The sequence below is a fragment of the Roseovarius mucosus genome, assembly GCF_002080415.1.
Taxonomy (GTDB): domain Bacteria; phylum Pseudomonadota; class Alphaproteobacteria; order Rhodobacterales; family Rhodobacteraceae; genus Roseovarius; species Roseovarius mucosus_A.
Window position 1 is genome coordinate 2,688,375 of record NZ_CP020474.1, and the last position, 25,420, is coordinate 2,713,794.

At 63.2% G+C, this 25,420-nt stretch carries 23 protein-coding genes and 1 pseudogene; 13 read left to right on the forward strand and 11 right to left on the reverse strand.

Annotation, left to right across the window (positions count from 1 at the left end; genetic code table 11):
• Positions 1-102 precede the first annotated feature (102 nt).
• The 3 genes from ROSMUCSMR3_RS12885 to ROSMUCSMR3_RS12895 are packed head-to-tail and all read right to left on the reverse strand — an operon-like array spanning position 103 to position 3,181.
• A complete protein-coding gene (locus ROSMUCSMR3_RS12885) occupies positions 103-522 on the reverse strand; it encodes a PaaI family thioesterase (protein WP_008279381.1) in 420 nt (139 codons plus the stop codon).
• Positions 519-1,541 (reverse strand): phosphotransferase family protein, encoded by a 1,023-nt coding sequence (locus ROSMUCSMR3_RS12890; protein ID WP_081507553.1) that lies wholly within the window; start codon positions 1,539-1,541, stop codon positions 519-521. Before ROSMUCSMR3_RS12890 ends, ROSMUCSMR3_RS12885 begins: the two co-directional genes overlap by 4 nt.
• Complete coding sequence (locus ROSMUCSMR3_RS12895) at positions 1,538-3,181, reverse strand: long-chain fatty acid--CoA ligase (protein WP_081507554.1); 1,644 nt, start codon at positions 3,179-3,181, stop codon at positions 1,538-1,540. The genes ROSMUCSMR3_RS12890 and ROSMUCSMR3_RS12895 overlap by 4 nt, the downstream gene beginning before the upstream one ends.
• A 111-nt stretch (positions 3,182-3,292) precedes the next feature.
• On the opposite strand from ROSMUCSMR3_RS12895, the gene ROSMUCSMR3_RS12900 reads away from it, so the two are divergent.
• Genes ROSMUCSMR3_RS12900 through ROSMUCSMR3_RS12915 form a run of 4 tightly spaced genes read left to right on the forward strand, consistent with a single transcriptional unit; the run spans position 3,293 to position 7,222 of the window.
• Positions 3,293-4,282 (forward strand): metal ABC transporter solute-binding protein, Zn/Mn family, encoded by a 990-nt coding sequence (locus ROSMUCSMR3_RS12900; RefSeq protein WP_081507555.1) that lies wholly within the window; start codon positions 3,293-3,295, stop codon positions 4,280-4,282.
• Positions 4,279-5,070 carry a metal ABC transporter ATP-binding protein gene (locus ROSMUCSMR3_RS12905; RefSeq protein WP_081507556.1) on the forward strand — a complete coding sequence of 264 codons (792 nt, stop codon included), beginning with the start codon at positions 4,279-4,281 and terminating at the stop codon, positions 5,068-5,070. Before ROSMUCSMR3_RS12900 ends, ROSMUCSMR3_RS12905 begins: the two co-directional genes overlap by 4 nt.
• A gap of 2 nt (positions 5,071-5,072) precedes the next feature.
• Positions 5,073-6,272, forward strand: a complete 1,200-nt coding sequence (locus ROSMUCSMR3_RS12910) for a metal ABC transporter permease (RefSeq protein ID WP_008279376.1) — start codon at positions 5,073-5,075, stop codon at positions 6,270-6,272.
• Positions 6,272-7,222: a metal ABC transporter permease gene (locus ROSMUCSMR3_RS12915; RefSeq protein ID WP_198385521.1), complete on the forward strand. Its 951-nt coding sequence runs from the start codon at positions 6,272-6,274 to the stop codon at positions 7,220-7,222. The genes ROSMUCSMR3_RS12910 and ROSMUCSMR3_RS12915 overlap by 1 nt, the downstream gene beginning before the upstream one ends.
• Here ROSMUCSMR3_RS12915 and ROSMUCSMR3_RS12920 read toward each other — a convergent pair.
• Positions 7,176-7,925, reverse strand: coding sequence for a WecB/TagA/CpsF family glycosyltransferase (locus ROSMUCSMR3_RS12920; RefSeq protein ID WP_081507558.1), 750 nt, complete (start codon positions 7,923-7,925; stop codon positions 7,176-7,178). The genes ROSMUCSMR3_RS12915 and ROSMUCSMR3_RS12920 overlap by 47 nt on opposite strands.
• Before the next feature lie 209 nt (positions 7,926-8,134).
• Here ROSMUCSMR3_RS12920 and ROSMUCSMR3_RS12925 point away from each other — a divergent pair, with 209 nt between their 5' ends.
• The 6 genes from ROSMUCSMR3_RS12925 (at position 8,135) to ROSMUCSMR3_RS12955 (ending at position 15,774) form a co-directional block, all read left to right on the forward strand.
• Entirely contained in the window at positions 8,135-9,289 is a 1,155-nt protein-coding gene (locus ROSMUCSMR3_RS12925; protein WP_081507559.1) for a Gfo/Idh/MocA family protein, read from the forward strand.
• A complete protein-coding gene (locus ROSMUCSMR3_RS12930) occupies positions 9,280-10,179 on the forward strand; it encodes an NAD-dependent epimerase/dehydratase family protein (protein ID WP_081507560.1) in 900 nt (299 codons plus the stop codon). Before ROSMUCSMR3_RS12925 ends, ROSMUCSMR3_RS12930 begins: the two co-directional genes overlap by 10 nt.
• Positions 10,176-11,423 (forward strand): glycosyltransferase, encoded by a 1,248-nt coding sequence (locus ROSMUCSMR3_RS12935; RefSeq protein WP_081507561.1) that lies wholly within the window; start codon positions 10,176-10,178, stop codon positions 11,421-11,423. The genes ROSMUCSMR3_RS12930 and ROSMUCSMR3_RS12935 overlap by 4 nt, the downstream gene beginning before the upstream one ends.
• Positions 11,420-12,379: a glycosyltransferase gene (locus ROSMUCSMR3_RS12940; RefSeq protein WP_081507562.1), complete on the forward strand. Its 960-nt coding sequence runs from the start codon at positions 11,420-11,422 to the stop codon at positions 12,377-12,379. Before ROSMUCSMR3_RS12935 ends, ROSMUCSMR3_RS12940 begins: the two co-directional genes overlap by 4 nt.
• Before the next feature lie 11 nt (positions 12,380-12,390).
• Complete coding sequence (locus ROSMUCSMR3_RS12945; RefSeq protein WP_081507563.1) at positions 12,391-14,496, forward strand: NAD-dependent epimerase/dehydratase family protein; 2,106 nt, start codon at positions 12,391-12,393, stop codon at positions 14,494-14,496.
• Between the two features lie 555 nt (positions 14,497-15,051).
• A complete protein-coding gene (locus ROSMUCSMR3_RS12955) occupies positions 15,052-15,774 on the forward strand; it encodes a CpsD/CapB family tyrosine-protein kinase (RefSeq protein WP_198385522.1) in 723 nt (240 codons plus the stop codon).
• A gap of 22 nt (positions 15,775-15,796) precedes the next feature.
• On the opposite strand, the gene ROSMUCSMR3_RS12960 is transcribed toward ROSMUCSMR3_RS12955, so the two are convergent.
• From ROSMUCSMR3_RS12960 to hutG, 6 genes are all read right to left on the reverse strand, one after another.
• Positions 15,797-16,717 (reverse strand): tyrosine recombinase XerC, encoded by a 921-nt coding sequence (locus ROSMUCSMR3_RS12960; protein ID WP_081507565.1) that lies wholly within the window; start codon positions 16,715-16,717, stop codon positions 15,797-15,799.
• Positions 16,714-17,421 carry a DUF484 family protein gene (locus ROSMUCSMR3_RS12965; protein WP_081507566.1) on the reverse strand — a complete coding sequence of 236 codons (708 nt, stop codon included), beginning with the start codon at positions 17,419-17,421 and terminating at the stop codon, positions 16,714-16,716. The genes ROSMUCSMR3_RS12960 and ROSMUCSMR3_RS12965 overlap by 4 nt, the downstream gene beginning before the upstream one ends.
• A gap of 76 nt (positions 17,422-17,497) precedes the next feature.
• On the reverse strand, positions 17,498-18,169 hold the full coding sequence (locus ROSMUCSMR3_RS12970; protein ID WP_081507567.1) for a class I SAM-dependent methyltransferase: 672 nt from the start codon (positions 18,167-18,169) through the stop codon (positions 17,498-17,500).
• Positions 18,166-20,199 (reverse strand): TRAP transporter permease, encoded by a 2,034-nt coding sequence (locus ROSMUCSMR3_RS12975; RefSeq protein WP_081507568.1) that lies wholly within the window; start codon positions 20,197-20,199, stop codon positions 18,166-18,168. Before ROSMUCSMR3_RS12975 ends, ROSMUCSMR3_RS12970 begins: the two co-directional genes overlap by 4 nt.
• Before the next feature lie 84 nt (positions 20,200-20,283).
• Positions 20,284-21,297, reverse strand: coding sequence for a TAXI family TRAP transporter solute-binding subunit (locus ROSMUCSMR3_RS12980; RefSeq protein ID WP_081507569.1), 1,014 nt, complete (start codon positions 21,295-21,297; stop codon positions 20,284-20,286).
• 128 nt (positions 21,298-21,425) lie between these two features.
• The gene (gene hutG, locus ROSMUCSMR3_RS12985; RefSeq protein ID WP_050775724.1) at positions 21,426-22,172 is read right to left on the reverse strand and encodes an N-formylglutamate deformylase; all 747 of its coding nucleotides are present in this window, start codon (positions 22,170-22,172) and stop codon (positions 21,426-21,428) included.
• 322 nt (positions 22,173-22,494) lie between these two features.
• Between hutG and ROSMUCSMR3_RS12990 the strand changes: the two genes are divergently transcribed.
• On the forward strand, positions 22,495-23,532 hold the full coding sequence (locus tag ROSMUCSMR3_RS12990) for a hypothetical protein (RefSeq protein ID WP_008279360.1): 1,038 nt from the start codon (positions 22,495-22,497) through the stop codon (positions 23,530-23,532).
• A gap of 38 nt (positions 23,533-23,570) precedes the next feature.
• Here ROSMUCSMR3_RS12990 and uraD read toward each other — a convergent pair.
• Positions 23,571-24,077 (reverse strand): annotated as a pseudogene (uraD, locus tag ROSMUCSMR3_RS12995) (2-oxo-4-hydroxy-4-carboxy-5-ureidoimidazoline decarboxylase); the annotation flags it as partial.
• Positions 24,078-24,189: 112 nt separating this feature from the next.
• Between uraD and uraH the strand changes: the two are divergent.
• Together uraH and ROSMUCSMR3_RS13005 are read left to right on the forward strand one after the other, a co-directional pair.
• The gene (gene uraH / locus ROSMUCSMR3_RS13000) at positions 24,190-24,534 is read left to right on the forward strand and encodes a hydroxyisourate hydrolase (protein WP_081507571.1); all 345 of its coding nucleotides are present in this window, start codon (positions 24,190-24,192) and stop codon (positions 24,532-24,534) included.
• A gap of 54 nt (positions 24,535-24,588) precedes the next feature.
• Positions 24,589-25,401: a TIGR00282 family metallophosphoesterase gene (locus tag ROSMUCSMR3_RS13005; protein WP_008279357.1), complete on the forward strand. Its 813-nt coding sequence runs from the start codon at positions 24,589-24,591 to the stop codon at positions 25,399-25,401.
• Positions 25,402-25,420 lie beyond the last annotated feature (19 nt).

Here is a 25,420-nt window from a genome sequence, read left to right on the forward strand (position 1 = left end):
ATGCGACCGATTCCAGTGGCCACGCGCGTTATCCTCGGGTCGTGTAACAGATGCGTTCAATAATTAATAATTGGATTTACTAACTGTAACCATAACTACTGATTATTGAACCTGATCCCGCCGCAGCCGGAATACGCCTGTACCGGTTGCGATATGCGTACCGTTGTCATCCCGCACAATGCCTTCTGCGAAATAGGTCGATTTGCCGCCGCCCGTTCGGCGGGCCTCGGCAACGAGCCGCGTGCCTTTGGCCTGCCCCAGATAATTGACTGTGAGCGACAGGGTCAGAGCCATCTGTTGCCGCGCCGGGTCGCCGGTGTAGCAGCCGCAAAAGCCCATGGCGGTATCGAGCAGCGTGGCGTGGATGCCGCCATGCGGCAGCCCCTGACGGTTCATCAGGAACGGCTCTAGCGGCAGTTCGATCCGCGCAAAATCTGTGGACCAGGCAATCAGGCGATATCCAAGATGGGTTTGCAGCGCAGAGGGGGGTTCAAGCAGGTTTGGGTCTATGTCTTGCGTCATATCTTGTCCTTGGTCGCAGAGAGGCCCGCGCGGGCGAATTCGGGCACATACTCCCCAAGACGCAGACCGCGCGCGGGGTCAGAGGCGTTGCCATCCAGCGCGCGTCTTTTGACGCCTTGCAGGATGGCCGCCATGCGGAAATAGCTGAAGGCGAGGTAGAAATGGAACCCCTCAATGGGCGCAATCCCGCGTCTTTCGCAATAGCGGGCGATGAACTCCGCATCCGACCAGAGGCCAAGGGCGGCGCGGTCCACTCCCGCCAGCCCGCGCCCCTCTGCGGTTGCGGGCATAGACCATTGCATGATCACGGCGGCGAGGTCAGCGTAGGGGTGGCCAAGGGTCGACAGCTCCCAATCCAGCACGGCAACGCACGCGGTGCCATGGGGCGCAAAAAGCAGATTGTCGAGGCGGTAGTCGCCATGCACCAGCGTGCGTTGCCCGTCATCTTCGGGAATATGCGCATCGAGCCAGGCCATAAGGGCGGTCATCTCGGGCAGGTCATCGGTGGCTGTGGCGGTATATTGCGCGCACCAGCGGTCCACCTGCCGGCGGTAGTAATTGCCGGACGGGCCGTAGTCTGTAAGGCCGGTTTGCACGAGATCAACGTCATGGATGGCGGCCAGAACGCGGTTCATCTCGTCTAGGATAGCGTGGCGTTCGGGCGGGGTGAGACCGGGCATCGCGGGGGCGTCAAAGCTGCGGCCTTTGACCTCGTCCATGATGTAGAAGGGCGTGCCGATGATGCTTTCATCCTCGCACAGGATGTGCATGCGGGCGACAGGAACCGATGTGTCCTGCAACGCGCGTTGCAAACGAAATTCCCGCTCGACCGCATGGGCGGATTTCAACAGAACGCCGGGCGGTTTGCGACGCAGTACGTAACTGCGCGTGGGCGTTATGAGACGGTAGGTCGGGTTGGATTGCCCGCCGCTGAATTTCTGCGCCGTGAGCGGCCCGGCAAAGCCCGGCAAATGCACGGCAAGCCATGCGGCGACGGCGTCTGTGTCAAGACCGCTCATGCGCTGTCCCCGCGAATGTCGGGGTGGATGTAATCGGCGAACTGGTCGCGCAGTGTCAGTTTCGAGACCTTGCCGGTGGCGGTCATTGGCAGTGCCTCGACCCACAGCAGATCATCGGGCAATTGCCACTTGGCGAAATGCGATGCCATATGGGTGCAGACATCGGCCAGCGTGGGGCGCTCTGAGCCCGTGGCGACCGCCACCAAAACTGGCCGCTCGTCCCATTTCGGATGCGGCACGGCGATCACCGCGCAGGCAGCGATGCCGGGATGCGAGAGGGCGGCGTTTTCCAGATCAATCGAGCTGATCCATTCGCCCCCCGATTTCACCAGATCCTTTGAGCGGTCGCGGATCGTGAGCCGCCCCTCGGGACTGACCGAGGCGACATCGCCGGTGCCGAACCAACCCTCGCTATCCATCGCGGCGCGGGTGGCCTCGGGGTTGTTGAAATAGCCGCTGATCACAGTGTTGCCGCGTATGTATAGCTCGCCTGCCGCCTGTCCGTCATGCGGCAGGCGTTGGCCAGCATCATCGACGATCTTGTAATCTACCCCAAAAAGCCGCCGCCCTGCGCAGCATTTGGCGGTGATCCTCTCTGGCAGCAGTGCCGTTTGCAGCGCGGGGGACAGCACGCCATAGGCCCCAATCGGGCTGGTTTCGGTCATGCCCCACGCCTGTGAGACAATGACGCCGCGCGTCTCATAGGCTTCGATCATCACGCGCGGCATGGCCGATCCGCCGACCACCAGATCGGCAAAGCCGGATGGAATGCGGCCCTGTGCCTTGATCTCCGCAAGCAGCCCCGCCCAGACGGTTGGCACCCCCCAAGCGGAATAGACACCCTCGGCCTCCATGAGGCGAAAGAGGCTGGCCCCGTCCAGATTTGGCCCCGGCATCACAAGTGTCATCCCCGTGAGCGGCGCCACATAGGGCAATCCCCAAGCGTTGACATGAAAGAGCGGCACCACGGGCAGCACGCGCGCCCCCGCACGAAAACTGGAGGTCTGGCAAAGCGGCACTTGCAATGCATGCAGCAGAGTGGAGCGGTGTGTGTAGAGCGCGCCCTTGGGATTGCCTGTGGTGCCAGAGGTGTAGCAAAGACCGGCGGCTGTATCCTCGGGGAAGGTGGGCCAGTCAAAATCGGGCGGCTGCGCGGCCAGCAAATCCTCGTAGCAGAGCGCGTCAAAAGAGCAGTCCGGCATATGGGCGCGGTCGGTCAGGATCACGAAACGCAGACCCTGTGGTAGATCAGGCAAGATCGCCTCGATCAGCGGCACAAAGGAAAGATCAAGGAACAAGAGCCGGTCATCGGCATGGGCGATGATGTAAAGCAATTGCTCATGCGAGAGGCGCGGATTAAGCGTATGGCAGACCGCACCGATGCCGGAGACCCCGTAGTAGAGCTCAAAATGTTGGTGGCCGTTCCATGCCAAAGTGGCAACCCGGTCGCCCTGTTCAACGCCCAATGCGGTCAGCGCCTGCGCAAGTTGCGCCACCCGCACCAGCGTTTGCGGATAGCTCTGGCGGTGCAGGTCACCTTCAACCCGTGCGGATACGATGCCTTCGGCGGCATGCGCCTCGGCGGCGTGCAACAGGATGTCTATGATCCTGAGCGGCCGATGCATCATCTGACCCTGCATGGTGGTTCCCTCCTTCGTGCCTCAGCCGCGACGGTGGCATGAAAGCAGAGGGGGATCAATCGGGCCGGAGGAGCCCTTGACTTGTTGCGAATAGTTCTCATATTCATTCTCATGTCACATCATATCACAGCCTTTCCGTCTCTGACCCGCCGCCGCGCGCTTGGCCTAGCGATTGGCGCGGCAGTCCTTGCCTCACGCCCTGCATTCGCCCAAACCGCCCCGCTCGAGGTGGTTGCCACCACCGGCATGATCGCCGATGCCGCGCGGGTTGTGGGCGGCGACCGGGTTGCGGTGCGGGCCCTGATGGGGCCGGGGATTGATCCGCATTCCTATCGTCAGACCCGCAGCGATATCGCTGCCCTCGCGCGCGCCGATCTGGTGCTCTGGCATGGCCTCTATCTTGAGGCGCAGATGGAAGAGTTTTTGCTGAAACTCGCCGCCCGTTCGCCCGTTGTCCCGGTGGGCGAGGCGGTGCCCATGGCCGCGCGCATCGCGCATGAGGATTACGAGGGGCGCTTTGATCCGCATGTCTGGATGGTGCCAGAGTTGTGGGCCTCTGTTGTGGATCGCATCGCCGAGGCGCTGAGCGCCGAACGGCCCGAGGATGCGGATTTCTTTGCCGGCAATGCCGCGCGCTACAAAGAAGCACTGGCGCGATTGGGCAACTACGCCACCGGCGCGCTTGCTTCTGTGCCTGAGCCTGCGCGCGTGCTGGTCACGGCGCATGACGCATTCGGATATTTTGGCCGGGCCTATGGGTATCAGGTGGAGGGCATTCAGGGGCTATCCACGGAATCTGAGGCCGGTCTGGCGCGCATCCGTGATCTGGTCGATCTGCTGGTCAGTCGTGAAATCCGCGCAGTGTTCGTCGAAAGCACCGTGTCGGATCGTAATATCCGTGCCTTGATCGAAGGTGCGGCGGCCGAGGGGCATCAGGTGATCATCGGTGGCGAGCTGTTCTCGGATGCCATGGGTACGCCGGGCACCTATGAGGGTAGCTATCTGGGCATGATTGACCATAATGTGACGACCATTGCCAATGCCCTTGGCGGCACTGCCCCAGCACGGGGCATGGATGGCAATCTGTCGGCAGGGGGATGATCATGCCATTGGAACTGGTCGGAACACGGCCCGCGCCCAATACCGACAGCCCGCTATCGATCCGGGGGCTGACGGTGTCTTATGGCGAGAAGCCTGCTGTTTTTTCCGTTGATGTCAATTTTCACCCAAGCCAGATGACGGCGATTGTCGGCCCTAATGGCGCAGGCAAATCGACGCTGCTCAAGGCCGCGCTTGGGATCATCCGGCCTCTGTCTGGACAGGTCACAAGCCTTGGGCGTCCGCTGCAAGAGCGGCGCGCGCAGATTGCCTATGTGCCGCAGCGCGCCAGCGTGGATTGGGATTTTCCGGCCCGTGTGCTCGATGTGGTGATGATGGGGCTGGCCCGCGAATTGGGTCTCTTGGGCCGGGTACGGGCCAGCCACCGTGCTCGGGCCATGGCCTGTCTCGATCGAGTTGGCATGCAGGGCTTTGCGCATCGCCAGATCGGACAGCTCTCGGGTGGGCAGCAACAGCGGGTGTTTCTGGCGCGCGCCTTGGCGCAGGAGGCGGATCTTTATCTGCTGGATGAACCCTTTGCCGGGGTCGATGCCGCAACGGAAAAGGCAATCATCGCAGTGCTGCATGGCCTCAGGGCCGAAGGCAAGACGGTCATTGCCGTACATCACGATCTGGCCACGGTGGCCGAATATTTCGACCGCGTGTTTCTCATCAACACCACCGCTATTGCCGAAGGGCCGGTGGCCGAGGTGTTTACCCCCGATCATTTGCAAGCCGCCTATGGCGGACGGTTGGCGTTGGCGCAGATGGGTGGGGCGGCGGCGGGCTGAGCATGCTCTGGGACGCGCTCACGCTGCAACTGGGTTATAACGCCACGCTGGTCACGCTGGGCGCTGCCATGCTGGGCGTGGGCGCGGGTGCGACGGGCACCTACCTTTATCTCGGCAAGCGCGCGCTGGTCTCTGATGCCATTAGCCATGCCACGCTGCCCGGTGTCGTGCTGGGGTTCATGGTGATGGTGGCGCTGGGTGGCGAGGGCCGGTTTTTGCCCGGTCTGATGCTGGGGGCGGCGCTGTCGGCGGTGCTTGGTCTTTTGGCGGTGACATGGCTGACAACGCGCACGCGGTTGCATGAGGATGCCGCGATTGGCGCGGTGCTGTCGGTGTTCTTTGGTTTTGGCGTGGTCCTGCTGACGGTGGTGCAGGTGATGGATGCGGGGCGGCAGGCGGGTCTGGAAACCTTTTTGTTGGGCGCTACCGCGGGCATGCTGCGCGATGAGGCGCTGACGATTGCTGCTGGCGGTGTCGTGGTTCTGGCGCTGGTGCGGCTCTTGCATCGGCCCATGATCCTGGTGGCCTTTGATCCGGACTATGCTGTGGGTCAGGGGATGCGGCTTGCGCGTGTCGATCTGGCGATGATGGGGCTGGCGCTGGCCATTACCGTGACCGGGCTCAAGGTGGTGGGACTTGTGCTTATCGTGGCGCTCTTGATCATCCCGCCGGTGGCGGCGCGGTTCTGGTCGGAACGCGCAGGCCATGTGGTGATGATCGCGGGCGCGGTTGGCGGGGTTGCTGGCTATCTCGGCGCGGCGTTTTCCGCTACGGCACCCGACCTGCCCACCGGGCCGCTGATTGTGCTGGCGGCCTTTGCGCTTTTCGTGCTGTCGCTCTTGATGGCGCCGGGTCGCGGTGTGCTGGCAGCGGCGCTGCGGCATCTGCGGTTCCAGCGGCGGGTGCATCTGCGCCAAGGTCTCTTGGCGCTGGCGGCGGGGCAGCCGGTCTATGAGCCGCTGACGCTGCGATTGATGCGCCGCGCGGGTCTGGCGCGCGCCGATGGAGTTGCGACCGAGGCAGGGCGTGCCATGGCGGCGCGGGCGCGGCTGGATGAGCGGCGTTGGCAAATCCTGCGCTCGGACCCGGCGTTCGAGGCAGCGGCAGCGCGGTATGATGGTCTGACCCCATTGGACGAGGTGTTGACGGGCGATCAGATCGCCGCACTCGACCGGAGGCTTGGGCCAGAGGGGGCGGTGTGATGGGGCAGGATTTCGTCATGCTGTCGCTCGCGCCACTGCTGATTGGCATTGCAGCGGGGGTGGCCTGTGCGCTGCCGGGGAATTTCCTGCTGTTGCGGCGGCAGGCGCTGATCGGTGATGCGATCAGCCATGTGGTGTTGCCCGGGATCGTGGCCGGATTCCTCGTGACCGGCATGGTCGCCACCGGGCCGATGATGCTGGGGGCTGCGGCTGCGGCATTGGTGGCTGTGATCCTGATCGAGGCGATCCGTCGTCTCGGCCGGATCGAGCCGGGGGCGGCGATGGGCGTGGTTTTTACTGCCATGTTCGCGGGCGGTGTGCTGCTCTTGGAACAAAGTGCTGCGTCCGGCGTGCATCTCGATGTTCAACATGCGCTTTATGGCAATCTAGAAAGCCTGATCTGGCTGGATGGCTATGGTTGGGGCGCGCTGACCGATCCCGCGGCTTTGGCGGGTTTGCCGCCCGAATTGGGCCGTATGGTAGCGGTGCTGATCTGCACGACGCTCTTTATCGCGGTGCTATGGCGGCCACTTGTGATTGCAACCTTTGACGAGGGGTTTGCCCGCGCCATGGGCATCCCAACGGCTATCTTGGGGCTGGCGCTTGTTGCGGTGGCGGCATTGGCGGCGGTGGCGGCGTTTGACGCAGTGGGCTCAATCATCGTGATTGCGATGTTTATCTGCCCGCCCGCAAGCGCCCGGCTGATGACAGACCGGCTGGGTCGCCAAGTGGCGTGGAGCGTAGGGTTTGCCACGCTATCGGCGGTCTTAGGCTATGTGCTGGCGGGCTATGGCCCGCTCTGGCTGGGCTATGACAACGCGGTCAGTGCGGCGGGCATGATCGCCACGGTCTCGGGCGTGATCCTGGGGGGGGCCGCACTCTGGGGGCCACGGCGGCGCAGTGTCAGCCGCGCAGGCGCCACGCCGCAACCATCAGCCCCGGCAGAATAGCCGCGCAGCGTGCATAGCGCGGCACCAACCGACGTGGGCTGGACAGCATCCGCCATAGCCATTCGAGCGCCAGACGCCGCGCCCAAAGGGGCGCGCGGGGTTGCACGCCTGCGATGAAATCAAGACCGGCACCGATGCTGGCAAATCCCATATGCGGCAGTGCGGCGTGGGCGCGGGCGGCGAAAATCTCTTGTTTGGGTGCGCCAAGCGCCAAAAGGCACAGCCCCGCGCCCGAGGCGCGCAGCGCGGCAATCACTTCTGTCCCTTGCGCGCCCAACGGATCAAACCCCATCGGCGGCGCGATGCGTGCGGCAATCACCAGCCCCGGAACACGGTCACAAAGCGCCTCTCCGGCGGCGTGCAAGGCTGCCTCTGTGCTGCCGACAAGGGCCACGCTTGCCCCGGCCTCTGCCGCCAGCCGCGCCATGGGCACCACCATATCCGCGCCCGGCACCAGCCCGACGGGACGCCCCGCAAGGCGTGACAACCACACCACCGGATTGCCATCGGCAACCACCAGATCATGCCGTAAATAGGCCGCCAGAAACGCGGAATCGTGGCGCAGTTTCACCAGATGATCGAGGTTCAGCGTTGCCAGAGCAAAGCCGCGCCGGGCACGAAACCGATCTCTGAGGACCGACAACAGACGCGAGGCATCGCGGGGCGCGATGCGTATCACCTCATCCTGAATGCGAAATTCCACCCGATCCCCCTGCGACAGTCGCGGCGTTTGATGCTATATGAACCGCAGGACTTGGTGACACTAGGGCGAAATTGCGCGGCTTTCGCGGCGCTGCGAAGGGCGACTGTGCCCGCGCTGCATCATGGGCTCGCAAAGGCTTGAAACTGTAGGGAAATGGTCAGATTCTCGCCATGATCCTGTGATTAACCGAAGGCCGAGATACAGGGGCAATGATGCAGGCACAGGGCAAAGGGAACAGCAGCCGAGAGGCAAAGCTGGGGCGTGTGGCGCTGGTGGGGTGCGGATTCGTTGCCGATCTCTATATGCGCTCGCTCGCGGCCCATCCCGAGATTGCCGTGGTCGCCGCCCATGACCATGACGAAGCCCGTATCGCAACGTTTGCAGCGCATTGGGGCGTTGCGCGTGCGCCAACGCTTGAGAGCCTCTTGGCGCGGCTTAGCCCCGGCGATGTCGTGCTGAACCTCACCAACCCTTCGGCGCATTTTGCCGTGAGCCGCACCTGTCTGGAGGCGGGCCATCACGTCTGGTGCGAAAAGCCGCTGACACTGGAATTGGCGCAGGCCCGCGCGCTGCATGATCTGGCGGAGGCGCGCGGCCTCATGCTGGCTTCTGCGCCCTCGTCCTTGTTGGGCGAGGCAGCGCAGGTGCTGATTGGAGCCGTGCGGCGCGGTGTGGCGGGCACGCCCCGACTGATCTATGCCGAGATGGATGATGGCTTTATCCCGCAAGCCCCCTACGCCAAATGGCAGAGCGAAAGTGGCGCGGCGTGGCCCCATGCCGATGAATTCGCGGTTGGCTGCACGCTGGAGCATGCAGGCTATGTGCTCAGTTGGCTCATCGCGATGTTCGGCAGTGTCACGCGGGTCGTGTCTGCCTCTGCCGAGGTGATCCCTGACAAACCCGGCGCGAGCGGTGCGCCTGATGTTTCGGTGGCCACGCTTTTCTTTGAAAATGGCCCGGTGACACGGCTGACCTGCTCAATTGTGGGCAGTCATGATCACCGTTTACGTATCTTTGGCGACAAGGGTGTGCTTCAGGTGCGTGAAGTCTGGGACAATGCTGCGGCAGTGCGGTTTTACCGGCGGTTCACCTTGCGGCGCAGGCTGATCGAGCATCCGATCGGGCGGCGCATCCGCGCGCGTGGGCCCTCGCATCCCAAGGTGGGGCGGTGGGGGGCGGCGTCGATGAATTTCGCGCTTGGTCCAGCCGAGATGTTGGCGGCTCTGGCCGAAGGGCGCGCCTGTCGGCTGACGAATGCAATGGCGCTGCATCTGACCGAGGTGACGCTGGCGCTTCAGGGTCCAACCGGTGTGGTCGAGATCGAAAGCCGCTGCGCCCCGATGGAGGTTGCCCCATGGGTCTGAACCTGATCGTGACGGGGGCAGGCGGGTTTTTGGGCCGCGCGGTTATGGCCGAGGCGCGTGCGCGCGGGCATGCGGTGCGCGGGGTGACGCGCGCCGATGTCGATCTGGCGACGGATGATCTGGGCGGGTTTTTCGAGGACGTTGATTGCGTGATTCATCTGGCCGGGGCGCTCTCGGGCGATTGGGCGGTGCAAACCAGTGACACGCTGAACGCCACACGCCGCCTCATTGCGGCGATGCAGGCACAGCCCCTGCCGCCGCGTCTGGTGCTGTCGAGTTCGATCGCAGTCTATAGCGCCGATGCAATGGGCGTTGTCACCGAGGCGACGCCTCTGGAAGACCACCCTGAGCAGCGTGATGCCTATGCCGGTGCCAAGCTGGCGCAAGAGGCGATGTTGCGCGAGAGTGGTCTGCGGCACACCATCTTGCGCCCCGGTGCGATCCTTGGACCGGGGCGGGTAATGAATGCCCATTTGGGGCCGGGTATCGGCAGCGCCTTGATCCTGATGGAGCAGGGCGGTGAGGTGCCGGTTGTTTCTTTGGCCGATTGTGCCCGCGCCTTTGCATTGGCTGCAGAGGCACCGGGCGAGGGGCGCGCGCTCAATATTCTGGGCGCGGACCTGCCGACGCGGGCGCGGTATGTGGCCGCCCTGCGGCGCACAGGCTGGCCGCGCCATGTGGTGCCGCTCAACTGGCGGCTTATTCTGCCTTTGGCGTGGCTGCTCTCGCCTTTGGGCGCGCGGCTGCCGGGGCTCTTGCGCCCCGCCGTGCTGCGTGCGCGCATGCGGCCGCTCCGCTATGATATCGCAGCGGCAGAACTGGCGCTTGGTTGGGTGCCGCAGGATGATTTCGACACCGCGTTTCTGCGCGCGACAAAGGCCGCCACATGAGCTTGCGCATCGCCTATCTGACCGGCGAATATCCCCGCGCCACCGATACCTTTATTCAGCGCGAAGTGGCGGCCCTGCGCGCCCGAGGCTTGACTGTCGAGACATGCTCGATCCGGCGCACGGGGCCAGAGCATCACACCGGACCCGAGCAGAAGACCGAGGCCGTGGGAACATTTCATGTTCTCGAAGCCGCCCTCTCGCCCCGGCATCTGATCGCGGCGCATCTGGCGGCGTGGCGCAGGCCGGGTGCATGGCTGCGCGCGCTGCGTTTGGCATGGCGCACCAGCCCCGGCGGGATCAAAGCCACGCTTTACCAGTTCATCTATCTGGCCGAAGCCGCCGTTCTGGCGGAGCATCTGCGCGCCCGTGGGCTGACGCATCTGCACAATCATATCGCCAAATCCAGCTGCACCGTGGCGATGCTCATGTCGGAAATGTCGGGTATTCCTTATAGTTTCACGCTGCACGGGCCGGATATTTTCTATGAGCCCTATCGCTGGCGGCTGGATGAAAAGATTGCGCGCGCGCGTTTCGTCGCCTGTATCAGTCATTTCGCCCGCTCTCAGGCCATGGCGTTTTCCGATCCGGAGCATTGGGGCAAGCTGCATATCGTCCATTGCGGTGTTGATCCGGCGCGGTATGAGCGCCCCGCTATGCCTGAACCGGCGCAGCTTTTGTTTGTGGGGCGGCTGGCGGGGGTCAAGGGCGTTCCGATGCTGCTGGACGCGGTGCGTGATCTGAGCGCCGATCATCCCGCGCTGCATCTGACGTTGGTGGGGGATGGGCCAGAGCGCAGCAAACTAGAGCGGCGCGCCCGCGAAATGGGCCTGACATCGCGGATCACGTTTGCGGGCTATCGGTCACAGGCGGAGGTGGCGGATCTGCTGCAAACGGCGACGGCCTTGATCCTGCCCAGCTTTGCCGAAGGCGTGCCAGTCGTGTTGATGGAGGCGATGGCGGCACGGGTGCCGGTCGTGACAACCCGCATTGCAGGCGTGCCAGAGCTGGTCGAGGATGGGGTGAGCGGTCTTTTGGTGCCTCCGGGTGATGCTCATGCCCTGCGCATGGCGATTGGGCGACTTCTCTATGATGCCCATCTGTGCCGCGATATGGGCGTGGCTGGGCGCGCACGGGTGCAAGCCGAATTCGCCTCGGACATCGAGGCGGCATGGCTGGCCGCTCTCTTTGAGGGGTATGCAGAGGGCGTGCCCCCCAAACACCTCAGACCGGAGGGGCAAGAATGAGAATCGCCGTTGTCCTGATTGGCCGCAATGAAGGCGCGCGATTGGAGGCGAGCCTTGCGTCGCTCAGCGGGCAGGGGCTGCGGTTGGTCTATGTCGACAGCGGCTCAACCGATGGCAGCGTGGCGGCGGCACGCGCGGCGGGGGCTGAGGTGGTCGAATTGGATACAATGATGCCCTTTACCGCGGCGCGGGCACGCAACGCGGGCTTTGCCGCACTGTCCACAGACCTGCCCGACGCGGTGCAATTCATCGACGGCGATTGCATCGTGGTGCCGGGCTGGATCGACCGGGCTGCGGCGGCGCTGATGGCGGATGACAGCATCGGCCTTGTCACCGGCTGGCGGTCGGAAATCTACCCTGAGGCCTCGGTCTACAATGCGCTGTGCGATCACGAATGGCACCGGCCTGCGGGTGAGATCACAGCCTGCGGCGGCGATATGTTGCTGCGGGTCTCAGCCTTTCAAGGTGTTGGCGGCTTTGACGGCACAATCATCGCTTCTGAGGATGAAGAATTCTGCCAACGTCTGCGCAAGGCGGGTTGGCGGCTGATCCGCTTGGCCGAACCGATGACCCGGCATGATGCCGCGATGCGGACGTTTGGCCAATGGTGGCAGCGGGCAGCGCGCTCGGGGCATGGCTTTGCTCAGGTGGGAGAATTGCACCCCGGCTACTTTGCGCGGGAACGCGCACGGGTCTGGGTTTATGGGCTGGCCCTGCCTTTGTTGGCGGTGGCAGGGCTTTTCTGGTTTCCATTGCTGGTCGGCGTTTTGTCGGCCTATGCGATGTCCTACGCCAAGACGGTGCAGGGGCTGCGCACCTCGGGGATGGACACGCGAAGCGCGCTGCATCAGGCGATTTTTCTCAGCCTATCCAAATTTCCAAATCTGATCGGCATGCTGACCTACAAGCTGCGCAAATGGCGCGGCGCGTCGATGCAAATTATCGAGTATAAGTAAGGAAACCTGTGATGAGTAAAGCAATCAACGTGGGTCTCATCGGCGCGGGCTATATCGCGGGCTGGCATGCCGAGGCGCTCAAGCTGACGCCGGGTGTGCGGCTGGCGGCGGTTTGTGATCTGTCGACCTCCGCCGCCGAGGTCTTGGCTGCTGTGCATGGGGCGCGGGCCTTTACCGCGCTCGATGACATGATTGCAAGCGGCGCGGTCGAGGCGGTGCATATCCTTACGCCTCCCGATAGCCATGCGGTGCTGGCGCGCAAATGTCTGGCGGCGGGGCTGCATGTGCTGGTGGAAAAGCCGGTGGCCCTCTCGGGCGAAGAGACCGCCGGGATTGCCAGTGTTGCACGGGCGGCAAACCGCCATTTTGCCGCCGGGCACAATTTCCTTGGGCTGCCCGGCTATCAACGCCTCAAGGCGCAGATCGGGCGCGGCGACTTGGGTCGTATTTCCAGCGCCGAGATCACCTGGGCCTTGCCATTGGCCCCTTTGCGCTCTGGCCCTTATGGTCTCTGGCTCTTGCGCGAACCTCGTAATCTGTTGTTAGAGCTTGGGCCGCATCTTTTTGCCTTTGCGCATGACCTTTTTGGTTCAGTCACAGTTTCCGGGGTGTATCTGGGCAAGCCTGTGGCCCTACCGGGGGCTGGCGTACGACCGCAAAGCTGGCGGATCACGGCAGAGGCGGGCGGCGTTGATATCGCCTTTAACCTGCAATTGGTTGAGAGCGTTGATGATCGTTCTGTCACGCTACGCGGGTCTTCGGGTCTTGCGCGGTTGGATTACGCCGCCGATGTGCTGACTGTAACCCATGAGAACACCGCTGATCTGGTGCTCAACCCGTTCTTGCGCCAGATGGGCGCTGCTTGGGGTCACCTGCGCGAGGGCGTGGGCAATGCGGCGCGCCAGACCGGATCGCTGAATCGCAAATCACCCTATGCGCTTGGGTTTGTTGGCACATTTGAGGCGTTTTACACTGCCATTCGCGAGGGTAAGCCGCTTGATCCGCGGTTTGATGGCATGGCCGCAGAGGGTGTCATGCGTGCGATTGATGCGGCTCTTGCGGTGATGCCCAATCAGGGCCGCGAGACATGGGCACCGCCCAAGGCGCAGCGCAATCCAAAGCCCACGGCGTTGGTGATCGGTGGCACGGGATTTCTGGGTCGTGACCTGACGCGCGCCTTGGTGGCGCGCGGGCAGGATGTGCGGGTGCTGTCGCGCGGTGCGCATGGCCCGTTTGACGACCTTCCCGAGACTGTCGAGACCTGCGCGGTGTCTTTGCGCGATGAGGCAGGGCTGTGCCGCGCGATGGAGGGGATCAACGTCGTTTACAACCTCGCCCGCGCGCTTGGCACCACATGGGAGGACTGTCTGGACAATGACGTTGCCGTATCGGACCGTATTGCGCACGCAGCACTGGCTGCGGGGGTCAGGCGGTTCGTCTATACCGGCACGATTGCCTCTTATGACATGTCCAACCCGCAGACGGTCATCACCGAATCGACGCCCTTCGCGCAGGATATGACCGACCGCAATCTCTACGCCCGCTCCAAAGCGGAATGCGAGCGGCGGCTTTTGGAGATGCAGCGTGATCACGGCCTGCCACTGACCATCGCACGACCGGGTATTGTGGTGGGGCATGGCGGTCCGTTGCAACATTGGGGCATTGGGCGTTGGCATGGGGCGGGTGCTGTGCGGCTTTGGGGGACGGGGGATAACCCCCTGCCTTTCGTTCTGATCGGCGACGTTTCCGACGCGCTGATCCGCATGGGCGAAAGTGTGGCCGCGCCGGGGCACTCCTTTAACCTCGTCGGCGATGTTCCCCTGACAGCGCGCACATACTTTAATGCCATCCATATGCGGTTGGGTGCGGGAATTCGCGTGAGTTCGGGCAATCTGACGGCGATGTGGGCGGCGGATGCGGTCAAATCGGCGCTCAAGACCTATGCCCTTCGCCGCCCCGGTGTGATCCGGGCCTCGTTGCGCGACTGGCAATCGCGGGCGCATTACGCGCAGTTCGACAACGCCAAGCCCAAGGCGCTGTTGGGCTGGAAACCGGTGTCGAACCGCGAAGAATTCTTGCAAGAGGCCGTGGACCGTGCCGGGCTGATTGGGTTCTGAACAAGGAGATGGGGCATATAATCCTGCGGTTTTGGTCGCATTGTTGCCGGAATCTCTGGGCATACCCGTTCCAACGGGCAGGAGACCTTGCAATGGCAGGACAGGCCATCCTTAGCAGATACACAGGCGCGCGCCTTGGCGCGGGGCTGTGCCGTGGGATGTGGTCATGAGCCTGACGCGACATGAAGAATATATGCGCCGCCGCGCTGCGCGCCGGGCCGCGCTAGAGGCTGAGGCAGAAGAGAACGCGGCGCATTTCCCCGAAATGCCAGTGGCGGATCCGACAGAAGAAGAGGCACCGCTTGCCCTAAGCCCCGAATCGCTGAACATTCCTGAGCCTGAGCCTGAGCCTGAGCCTGAGCCTGAGCCTGAGCCTGAGCCTGAGCCTGAGCCTGAGCCTGAGCCTGAGCCTGAGCCTGAGCCTGAGCCTGAGCCTAGCCTGAGCCTGAGCCTGAGCCTGAGCCTGAGCCTGAGCCTGAGCCTGAGCCTGAGCCTGAGCCTGAGCCGGTTGCTTTGGCCGCTTTGGAGACCCCGGCAGACTCGCGCCCCGCAGCCTTGCTTTGGCCTGCCTTGCGCCGTGTCGTGCTTGATCCCAAACATCTGGCCAAGCACCGGCTCATTTCCGCCACGCGTGAGGATCCTGCGCATGTGGCCTTTGACGTGCTGCGCACCAAACTCTTGGCGGCGCTGCGCGCCCATGGCTGGCATCGGGTTGCCATCACCTCGCCCACGCCCGATTGCGGCAAATCCTTTGTTGCGGCCAATCTCGCGATCAGCCTGTCGCGGCAATCAAGTGTGCGCACCGTTCTGATGGATATGGATTTGCGGCGCCCCTCGCTGGCCCAAACCCTTGGCCAGCCCGATCCCGGTCGCATGGCCGGGTTTCTCAGCGGGGATATCCCTTTGCAACGCTTTCTGACCTGTCCTGAGGATAACCTGCTCAATATCGGTCAAACCCTCGCCATGGGTCTCAACGACCGGGCAGAGCCCTATGCCGCCGAAATTCTACATGCGCCGGAAACCGGTGAGGTGTTGCAGGATATGTATCACCACCTTGCCCCGGATGTGGTGATTTTCGATATGCCGCCTGCACTCTATTACGACGATGTATTGGGGTTCCGCCCGCAATTTGACGGGGTGCTGATCGTGGTTGGCGGCGGTCGCACGACCGCGCAGCATATCCGCGATGTGAAGGCGCGGTTTGGTTCGGATACGCCGCTCTTGGGCGTGGTTATGAACCGGGCCGAGGGTGAGAGCATCGCGAAATACGGGTATTGATCGGGGCCAAGTGATGCCGGCGCTACCCGCCCCCCTGCGGATGAGCGCGGGCGTAGACCTCCATCAGTCGGGCGGTGTCAACGCCCGTATAGGCCTGTGTGGTCGAGAGCGAGGCATGCCCCAAAAGTTCCTGAATGGCACGTAGGTCGCCACCCGCATTCAAAAGATGCGTTGCAAAGCTGTGGCGCATGGCGTGGGGCGTGGCGGTGGCGGGCAGGCCAAGCTGCGCGCGGGCCTGTTCCATAACCTTCTGGATCAGGCGCGGGCTGAGCGCACCGCCGCGAGCTCCCAAGAAAAGTGGGCCATTGCGAGGGATGTCATAGGGGCAGAGGCGGGCATACTGTGCCACCGCCGCGCGGGCAGGCTCGATCACCGGCACCAGCCGTTCCTTGCCGCCTTTGCCGATGATGCGCAAAACCTGCCCCAGCGGCAGGTCTGCGCCGGTTAAGCTCAGCGCTTCGGATATCCGCAACCCGCAGCCATAGAGCAGGGTCACGACCGCCTGATCCCGTGCGGCGATCCATGGCGTGAGGCTCTGCGCGTCGAGCGTATTGATCATGTCCGATGCTGCTTCGGGCGAAAGGGGGCGGGGTAATTTGCGCTGGAATTTCGGCGAACGTGTTGCGAGAACGGCGGTTGGTTCAAACCCTTCGCGCTCGGACAGCCAGCGATAGAAACTCTTGACCGCCGAGAGTTTCCGCGCGAGCGAGCGAGGCCCGACATCGCCGCCACGGGTATGGGCCATCCAGGCCCGCATGTCAGAGGTGGTGATGCGAGAGAGCGCGCCCAAGCCCTGTATTTCGCCATTGTGCAGTGTCATGAAGCGCAGGAAGTCGCCAACATCGCGCGCATAGGCATCAATTGTATTGGCGGCGGCCCCCTTGAGCGCCTTTTGCGTGGCCAGCCATGTCGACAGCGCGTCGCGGGCGGCCTCTGAGATCATGACAGCCAGCGGCGCATGGTGCGCTCGAAAACTCCCGCGAAAAAGGCCAACAAATCCGTGCCCTGTTGCGGGCTGAACTGATGCGGGTCTTCGGCCCCCATGGCGAGCATGCCGGGCAGACGGTCTGCACCGAAATCGAGCAATAGGCACGCCTCGGAGCGCAGATAGGGTGCCTCGCGGCCATAGACGCGCATGTCACCCTCCTCAATCTGGCGCAGGGTCACCTGACGCGCGGGCACATCGCGACTGCCGATGAGATAGGATCTGATAAAGCCGGGTTCGGCGACCGACAAAACATCGCCGAGACGGCGCACCGCGGGATCGCTGTCATTTTGCACGGATTCGAGCACGAGGCGCACGGCGTCCACCCGCAGGATATGCGCCACTTCGCCGCCAAGATCCCGTAGGAAGGTTTCAAATTCGACGGGGTCAAGCATGCGCAAGATGGCGCGATGCACCTGATTGGTGCCCGCAAGGTTTTCATAAGCCGCCGCGATCACCGAGCGATGCGTGTCTTCAAGCCGGTCAAGCCGCGCTTCGAGCCTATCCATCGCAATGCCGCGCAGGTCCACGATATTGCCGCCCATCGCCCGCTCGTTGGCGGCGATCAGGGCACGCATCAGATCTTGATCCTCGAGGATCAGATCGGGTTGCGCGATGATATGTTCGCGCAGGGCATCATTCATTTCGGGCTTGCTGCTCATTCCGACCTCTTTCGGGTTTGCAGCACCTTAACAGATGCAAAAATAATATGCCGCAAGAAAATGCAGCGGCGGCAAGTCAACGGATCGGCCGCGCGGTATAGAGCACCTGACCGCGCGGCAGGCGCAGGGGGCTGCGCGCCGCCTGCCAGCCGGTGACATGGGCCATATGGTCCACATCCTCGGGCAGGATGTGATAGGGCGGGCGGGTGTCATGGGTCACAACGCCGTCCGGTTGACGATAAGCTGTGGCGGCATGCGTGGCGTCCGGGGCAAGGAAGAGGGTAAAGAAAAACGCCTCGAGCCGGTCAAAGCGGCGCAGATTGGTCAGCGCGCGCCGCAGATGCGCCATGGGCAGATGCGGGAACACCGCAAACGCTATGGCATGGGTGATGCACCCCGGCACGCCGGGATAGTCGAACCGGGTATCTTCGATCAGGTGACCGGGGCTGAGGCGTGCGGGGTCTGTCAGCTCTGCCGCATGCCCTGCGAGCATAAGGGCGCGCGAGGCATCCGTGGCCCAGTAATGCCCCGGCTCGAGATAGGGCACCGCCTTGCATCCCAGCCGCAATGATCCTGCGCCGATGTCCAGCAGGTGATGATGCGGCAAGAGGCCCGCATCGCGCAAAAGCGTCATCTGCACCCGCCCGGTTTCCTCCCACCGTCCGCCCACCACGTCACGATGCCGCCCGGCGGCAATCGCCTCGGCGTGAAAGCCGTCCACGTCATAGGGGTTTTGCGGGGCTTTCATTCGGGCAATGCCGCGCTGAGGCGCGCTTTGCGCCATTGCAAGACGAGGATGGGTGACCAGAGCAAGAGGCCAATTGCCATGGTCATAAGCCCGGGCGCGATGAAGAGAAGCGAGGTCAGCCCCACGGCCCAACGTTCCCATCCGCGCATTGGGGCAAGCAGATAACCGGAAAAGGCTGCTCCGAGCCCGCCAATCCCAAGCATCGCGCCTATCAAGGTGATGGAAAAGGCGGACCATGTGAACCCATCCGTCACCAGCAAGAGAGCTGGTGAATAGACAAACACGAAAGGCACCAGCGCTTTGGCGATGCCGAGACGAAACGCGGTGTTGCCAGTGCGAAACGGATTGGACCCGGCGATGCCTGCCGCCGCATAGGCCGCAAGCGCCACAGGGGGTGTGATATCGGCCAGAACGCCGTAGTAGAAGACAAAGAAATGCGCCACCAGTGGCTCGACCTGCAACTGCGCGAGGGCAGGCGCTGCGACCGCCACAAGGATGATATATGTGGCTGTCGTTGGAATGCCTGCGCCCATGATGATGCAGGATACCGCGATCAGGATGAGCGAAACAAAGAGCGCCCATTGTTGCAGGCTGAAGTAACTGAGTAACCACATTTCGCTGAGCATTGCGCCCATGTCGGTTGCGGTTTGCACCACCACATAGCCCAGACGAAAGCCGACGCCCGTGAGGGTGACAACGCCGACGACCACGCCCACCGTGGCGGCGGCGGCCCCCACAGCCAGCGTGTTGCGCGCGCCGTCCGCCAAGGCCTGCCACAGGTCGCGCAGCGTCAACCGATTGACCGGGTTGAGAATGCCCACCACGACACAGGCGATGATACCATAGACAGCGGCGAAATCAGGCGTCTTGCCGCTGAGGATCAGGTAGACAAGGATGCCAAGTGGGATGATCGACAGCCAGTGCTGGCGCAGCACCAAACCCGCGTTGGGCAGTTCATCGGCGCGCAATCCGCGCAGGCCCAGCTTGCGCGCCTCAAGATGCACCATGATGAAGATGCCGAAATAGTGCAGCATGGCCGGGAAAAGGGCCGCCGCCAGAATGTCACGCAGCGGGATTTCCAGATATTCCACCATGATAAAGGCTGCTGCGCCCAAAATCGGTGGGGTGATCTGGCCGCCGGTCGACGAAGTGGCCTCGACCGCGCCTGCAAAATGGGCGGGATAGCCAACGCGCTTCATCGCCGGGATGGTGAGCGCGCCGGTGGTCACGGTATTGGCGATGGACGAGCCCGAGATGGTCCCCATGAAGGCCGAGGAAAAGATCGCCACCTTTGCCGGGCCACCGGCGTAACGGCCAGCGATGACCATCGCGAGGTCGATGAACAACTGGCCAAGGCCGATGCGCGTGGCCAGCACGCCAAAGAGGATGAAGAGGAACACATATTGCGCCATCACACCGATGGCGATGCCGTAGATGCCTTGGTTGGTCATGTAGAGGTGATTGATCAACCCTTCCCAACTGGCCCCGCCATGTTTGAGCGCGCCGGGGGCGTAGGGGCCGAAAATGGCGAAGGCCACAAACACAAGTGCGATGATCGGCAGGGTCGGACCGACTGAGCGGCGCGTAGCCTCGAGCGTCAGCACAAAAAGGGCCGTGCCCATCAGCACATCCAGCTCTGAAGGGTTGCCAACCCGGACCGAGAGCGCGGCAGGGGGCAAGAGAGGCAGGTACATCGCCGCCGCCACCGCCATGATTGCAAAAACCAGATCGAGAAGCGGCACGCCGGAAATCCGATACCATGTTGACGCGGGCAAGGCGGTGCTGGTGCTGCGCCGCCATGAAAAGAGCAGGAACACGAGGCCCAACACGAAGGACAGGTGAATGCCCCGGTGCAGCACTTCGCGCACAAGGCCAAAGCCCGAGGCGTAGAAATGATAGGCCGACATCGCCACAAGGCAGACCGAGACCAGAATGGCAATGCCGCGCCCGGTGGGGCGAAACGCCAGTTCGGGATCGTATTTGCGTTCGATCTCGTGCAGCTCTTCGGCGGTGAGGTCGGGATCGGCCATAGGGTCTGTCCTGCTGTGGGGGGCGAAAAGGAAATCCCGGCCACCGGGGTGCGGCGGCCGGGATTTGGGGTCAGGCGCGGCGGATCACTTGATCAGCCCGGCCTCTTTGTAAAAGCGTTCGGCCCCGTCGTGTAGAGGAACGCCCACGCCGCTGATCGCGGTGTCGAGGGTAATTGTCGCGCCCTTGGCATGGCCCACATCGAGAAGGATGCGCGAGTTTTCATTCCAGAGCGCCTTGGTGATTTCATAAATCAGGTCGGGGTCTTCATCGGCAGAGGTGAACCACTGTGCCCCGACCGAGACGGTTTCCGTGGCCCCGACCCCTTCATAGACCCCTTCGGGAATCGCGCTTTGCGAGAAGAAGTTATATTTGGCGGTCAATTCTGCCGCGCCCTCGCCTGCGATGGGCACCAATTTGATATCGGCGGCAGAGGCCAGTTCCACCAAAGAGCCTGCCGGATAGCCTGCGACAACAAAGAAGGCGTCGATCTTGCCGTTGCGCAGCGCTTCGGAGGCGGCATCGCCCTTGAGCGCCTCGGCGGTCACGTCGTCAACCGAGAGGCCATTGGCCTCAAGGATAAGACCCGCATCAACATAGGTGCCCGATCCCGGCTCGTCGAGCGAGACACGCTTGCCCGCAAGATCCTTGACGCTCTCGATGCCGCTGTCGGCGAGGGCAACGAGGTGGATATGCTCGTCAAAAAGCGCCGCGATGGTGCGCAGTTTTTCGGCGGGCGGCTGGCCCGCCATCGTGCCGGTGCCGGTATAGGCCCAATAGGCCACATCCGACTGGGCAAAGCCGGAGTTGCGCAGCCCCGACATGATTGCGTTGACGTTGTCCACCGATCCGCGTGACGACACGGCAGAGGCGATGAGGCCCTCGACACCGCAGCTTCCGCCTTCTTCGCAGGGGCGCGATCCGGGGGGTTTGGAGATGGCATTGGCGAGGACGCCGCCCACCGGGTAATAGGTATAGGCGGTGCCGCCGGTCCCGATGGTAAAGAATTTGAGGTCCTGTGCGAGCGCGCCCGTGGCCATTCCGACCGCAAGCGCCGCCCCGACGATGAGGCCGCGTGCGCCCCTGACAAGCTGTTGCATCTGTTTCTCCCTGATTTGGCAGGGCGCAGTCCTGCGTGTTCCCCGCATTGTAGCCAGCATTCACAAGGAATACTGCGATCAGGCTATGCAAACCGCCCTGCCAAGGCAAGGCTGTTACCGGCAAGGGCTTAGGCGTGCGAAGCGCTCAGATCGAGCGTTGCAATCTCGCGCAGCATCGGGGCCAGCACAGCGCGTAAATCCGTGGCGCGGTCTGGGGCATAGTCCCACGGGGCCGCTTCGTGCATATAGGTGGCTTGCGCCAGTTCCATCTGTATGGCGTGCAGCCCGTCCTTGGGGCGGCCATAGTGACGCGTGGTCCAGCCGCCGCGAAAACGTCCGTTGGTGACGGTGGTGTAGCGGGATGCTGCATGGCAATGGCGCTCTGTTAGGGCGGCAAGTGCTGGGGCGCAGGTGGCCCCGTCGTTGGTGCCGATGTTGAAATCGGGTAACCGCCCGTCAAAGAGAAACGGGATTTCCGAGCGGATCGAGTGACAATCATAGAGGATGGCAAAGCCGTGCCGCCTCTGTACCCGGTCAAGTTCGGCGCTGAGTGCCGCGTGATAGGGGCCATGGAATTGGGCAAGCCGCTCTGCGGTATCGGCCTCGGTCGGGGGTGTGGACCAGAGGGGCGCACCGTCAAAATCGGTCAAAGGGACTAGGCTCGTGGTGTTTTGTCCGGGATAAAGGCTTGTCCCAGACGGATCGCGATTGGCGTCGATGACATAGCGGTGAAAGCGCGCGGCAACCACGCTCGCCTCCGGCACGAGACCATCATAGAGCCGGTCGATATGCCAATCTGTATCGCTGAGTGCGCGCCCGGTGTCGTTGAGCCGCGCTGCAATATCCGCTGGCAGGTCAGTGCCCGCATGGGGCATGGCCAGCACAAGGGGGCTTTCGCCCGAATGCACCGAGACAACGCTGTCGGTGGCGGAGGCTGGCACGTGCGTCTTTCCTTTCAAAGGGGCTTGGCGGCAATATGCTTGTACATAATAATTGAGTCAAGGTGGGGGCCCATGGCAACCGTGCGGGGATTGTCGCACGGTTTGTTGCCGTCCAACGCCCGTTGCGGGCGCAGATAGGCGCAATCATCCCGACTGGCGCGCGAAATCCGGTGTCTTGGCGTCGCACTCTTGCGATTGCCCGCCTCTGCCCCGGCGTGCTAGCGTGCTGGAAATAAAGGCAGGCAGCCCCCGGAACATGAAAAAGACGGCACTGACCAGATATCAGAGGCTTGAGGCGGCGGGCCTTTGGCGGGCCAATCCGGACGCGCAGCGGGTGGATGTGATCGTCTCTGTTGGCGAGGCGACACTGACAATTACCGACATGCGCGAGCGGGTTCAGGCGCATTGGTCGATCGCGGCGGTGGCGCGCGCCAATCCGGGGCAATACCCCGCCATCTATAACCCCGATGGTGATCCCGGCGAGACGCTGGAACTGGCCGAGGACGAGGCCGACATGATCGCTGCCATCGAGACATTGCGCGGCGCTGTGGCGCGGCAACGACCCAAACCGGGGCGGCTCAGGCTGGTTGGCATGCTGGCAAGTGTGGCGGCGGTTGCGGCGCTGGTGCTTTTTTGGCTGCCGGGGGCCGCGCGGCAGCACGCGCTAGAGGTGGTGCCGATGGTCAAGCGGGCCGAAATCGGCCGCGCGCTGCTGGGGCATCTGCAACGGGTGACCGGGCCGGTCTGCGAGGGGCCGGGCGGTGCCGCGGCCCTTGCGCAGCTGGCGCGCCGCCTCCCGTCACGCGCGGGAGGCGCGGCAGAGTTTCTGGTGGTGCGCGGCGGTATCGAAGGGGCCTTGCGCCTGCCGGGCGGGGCGGTGCTGATCAATACCGATCTGGTTGAGGATCATAACGAGCCCGATGTTTTGGCAGGGCACATCATCGCCGCCTATCTACGCGCAGAGGCGCATGATCCCCTGTCCAAGCTGTTGGAAGAGGGGGGGCTGTCGGCGACGCTGCGACTATTGGCAACCGGGCTCTTGCCCGACGATGTGTTGCGCGCCCATGCCGAACGCCTGATGCGCGATGCGCCCGAGGCGGTGGCCCCCGATGCAATGCTGGCAGGGTTTGCCCAGTGGCAGGTGCGCGCACGCCCTTATGCCTATGCGGAGGACATCACCGGGGAAACGACGGTCACGTTGATCGAGGCAGACCCCTTTGCCGGCACCGCGCCGCCGCCGCCCTTGCTCAGCGATGCCGATTGGCTGCGTTTGCAGGAGATTTGCGGCGGCTGATCCTAGTCTTCACGTGTCAGGCGCGGATGCGGCCTGCGTCACGGCAGCATGTCTTGCAGCCGCCAAAAGGCGATACGTTCCACCTGACGACAGGCCTCGGCCTGTTCCGTGGCGCTGTCTTGATCGACGCGGCGGGCAAAAGCATCTCTGATCCCCGCCTTGTCATGGTCGCGCACGGCGATGATGAAAGGAAAGCCATGGCGCGCGATATAGGCGGCATTGAGGCGCTCGAACGCGGCGCGCTCGGCATCGGTCAGCGCATCGAGCCCTGCGCTGGCCTGCTCATGGCTCGACGCAGCAGTAAGCCGCCGTGCCTGTGCCAGCTTGCCCGCAAGGTCGGGATGCGCGCGCAGCACAGTTAACCGCTCCACCTCTGTTGCGTCGCGAAAGACACGGCACAAGGCATCATGCAGGCCCAAGGCGCTATCATGGCGGGGGGATATTCCCAGATCATAGGCGCGCTCGGCTATCCACGGCGAATGCTCGAACACGCCGCCAAATTGGGCAACGAAGCGGTCACGGTCCATTTGCGAGGGGCGGTCTTGGGCCACGGGCATTCCTTCGACATGGGCTTGCGGCATTTCTGGGGTTGATCTTGGGGCCGTTCCGTAAGGAGATACAGACATCGTTCGTCATGTCACGCAAGGAGCCCCCGAAATGTCAGGCTATTTGACGACACATGTGCTGGATACCGCGCGCGGCTGCCCGGCGCCGGGGCTTTTGATCTGCTTGAGCCGGATCACGGATAGCGGGCCGGTGCCGCTCTGTGAAAGGCGCACCAATGCGGACGGTCGAACCGATGGACCTATTCTGACCGAGGCCGACTTTGCCGCCGGACCCTATGAATTGCTGTTTCATGCAGGCGAGTATCTGCGTCTCATGGGCGTAGAGAGTGGCTTTCTCGATCTGATCCCAATCCGGTTCAGTATGACGCAAGCGGTGCATTATCATGTGCCCCTGCTGCTCTCGCCCTATGGCTACACGACCTATCGCGGCAGTTGAGGGGGCTGCATTGGCCCTTGCCCTTGGCGTGGCAGGGGCCTAACACAATGACCCATGAAAATACTATTTCTCGGTGATGTGATGGGGCGCGCGGGGCGTGCGGCGGTGGCGGAACGGCTGCCCAAGCTGCGTGACGCGTGGAAGCTCGATTTTGTGGTGGTCAATGGCGAGAATGCCTCGGGTGGGATGGGTTTGACGGCGGCACATGCCAAGGACCTGTTCGAAGCGGGGGCAGATTGTGTGACCTTGGGCGATCATGCCTTTGACCAAAAGGACATGATGCAAGCCGTCGAGCGTGAGGGCCGTTTGATCCGTCCGCTCAATTACGCCAAGGCGGCACCGGGGCGCGGACACCGTGTGTTTACCGATGGGCGCGGGCGCAAGGTGCTGGTGGCACAAGTTCTGGGTAATGTTTTCATGCGCCGCGCCTATGACGATCCATTTTCGGCAATTGACGCGATATTGCGGGTGCATCCCCTAGGGGGCGCGGTGCAGGCTGCGGTGGTCGATATGCATTGCGAGGCCACATCCGAGAAAATGGCGATGGGGCATTTCTGCGATGGCCGCGCAAGCCTTGTGGTGGGCACCCATACACATATCCCTACGGCGGACGCGCAGATTTTACCCGGCGGCACCGCGTTTCAGGGCGATGCGGGCATGTGCGGTGATTACCTGAGTGTGATTGGCATGGATAAGGCCGAACCGATGCGCCGCTTTGTCACCGGGATGACCAAGGATCGGTTTACACCTGCAATGGGCGCGGTCACGGTATCGGGCGTCTATATCGAAACCGACGACGCCACGGGCCGCGCCACGCGGATTGAAATGGTGCGCCAAGGCGGGCGATTGGAACAGTCTGGCCCCTGAGGTGGCGATAAATGGTACA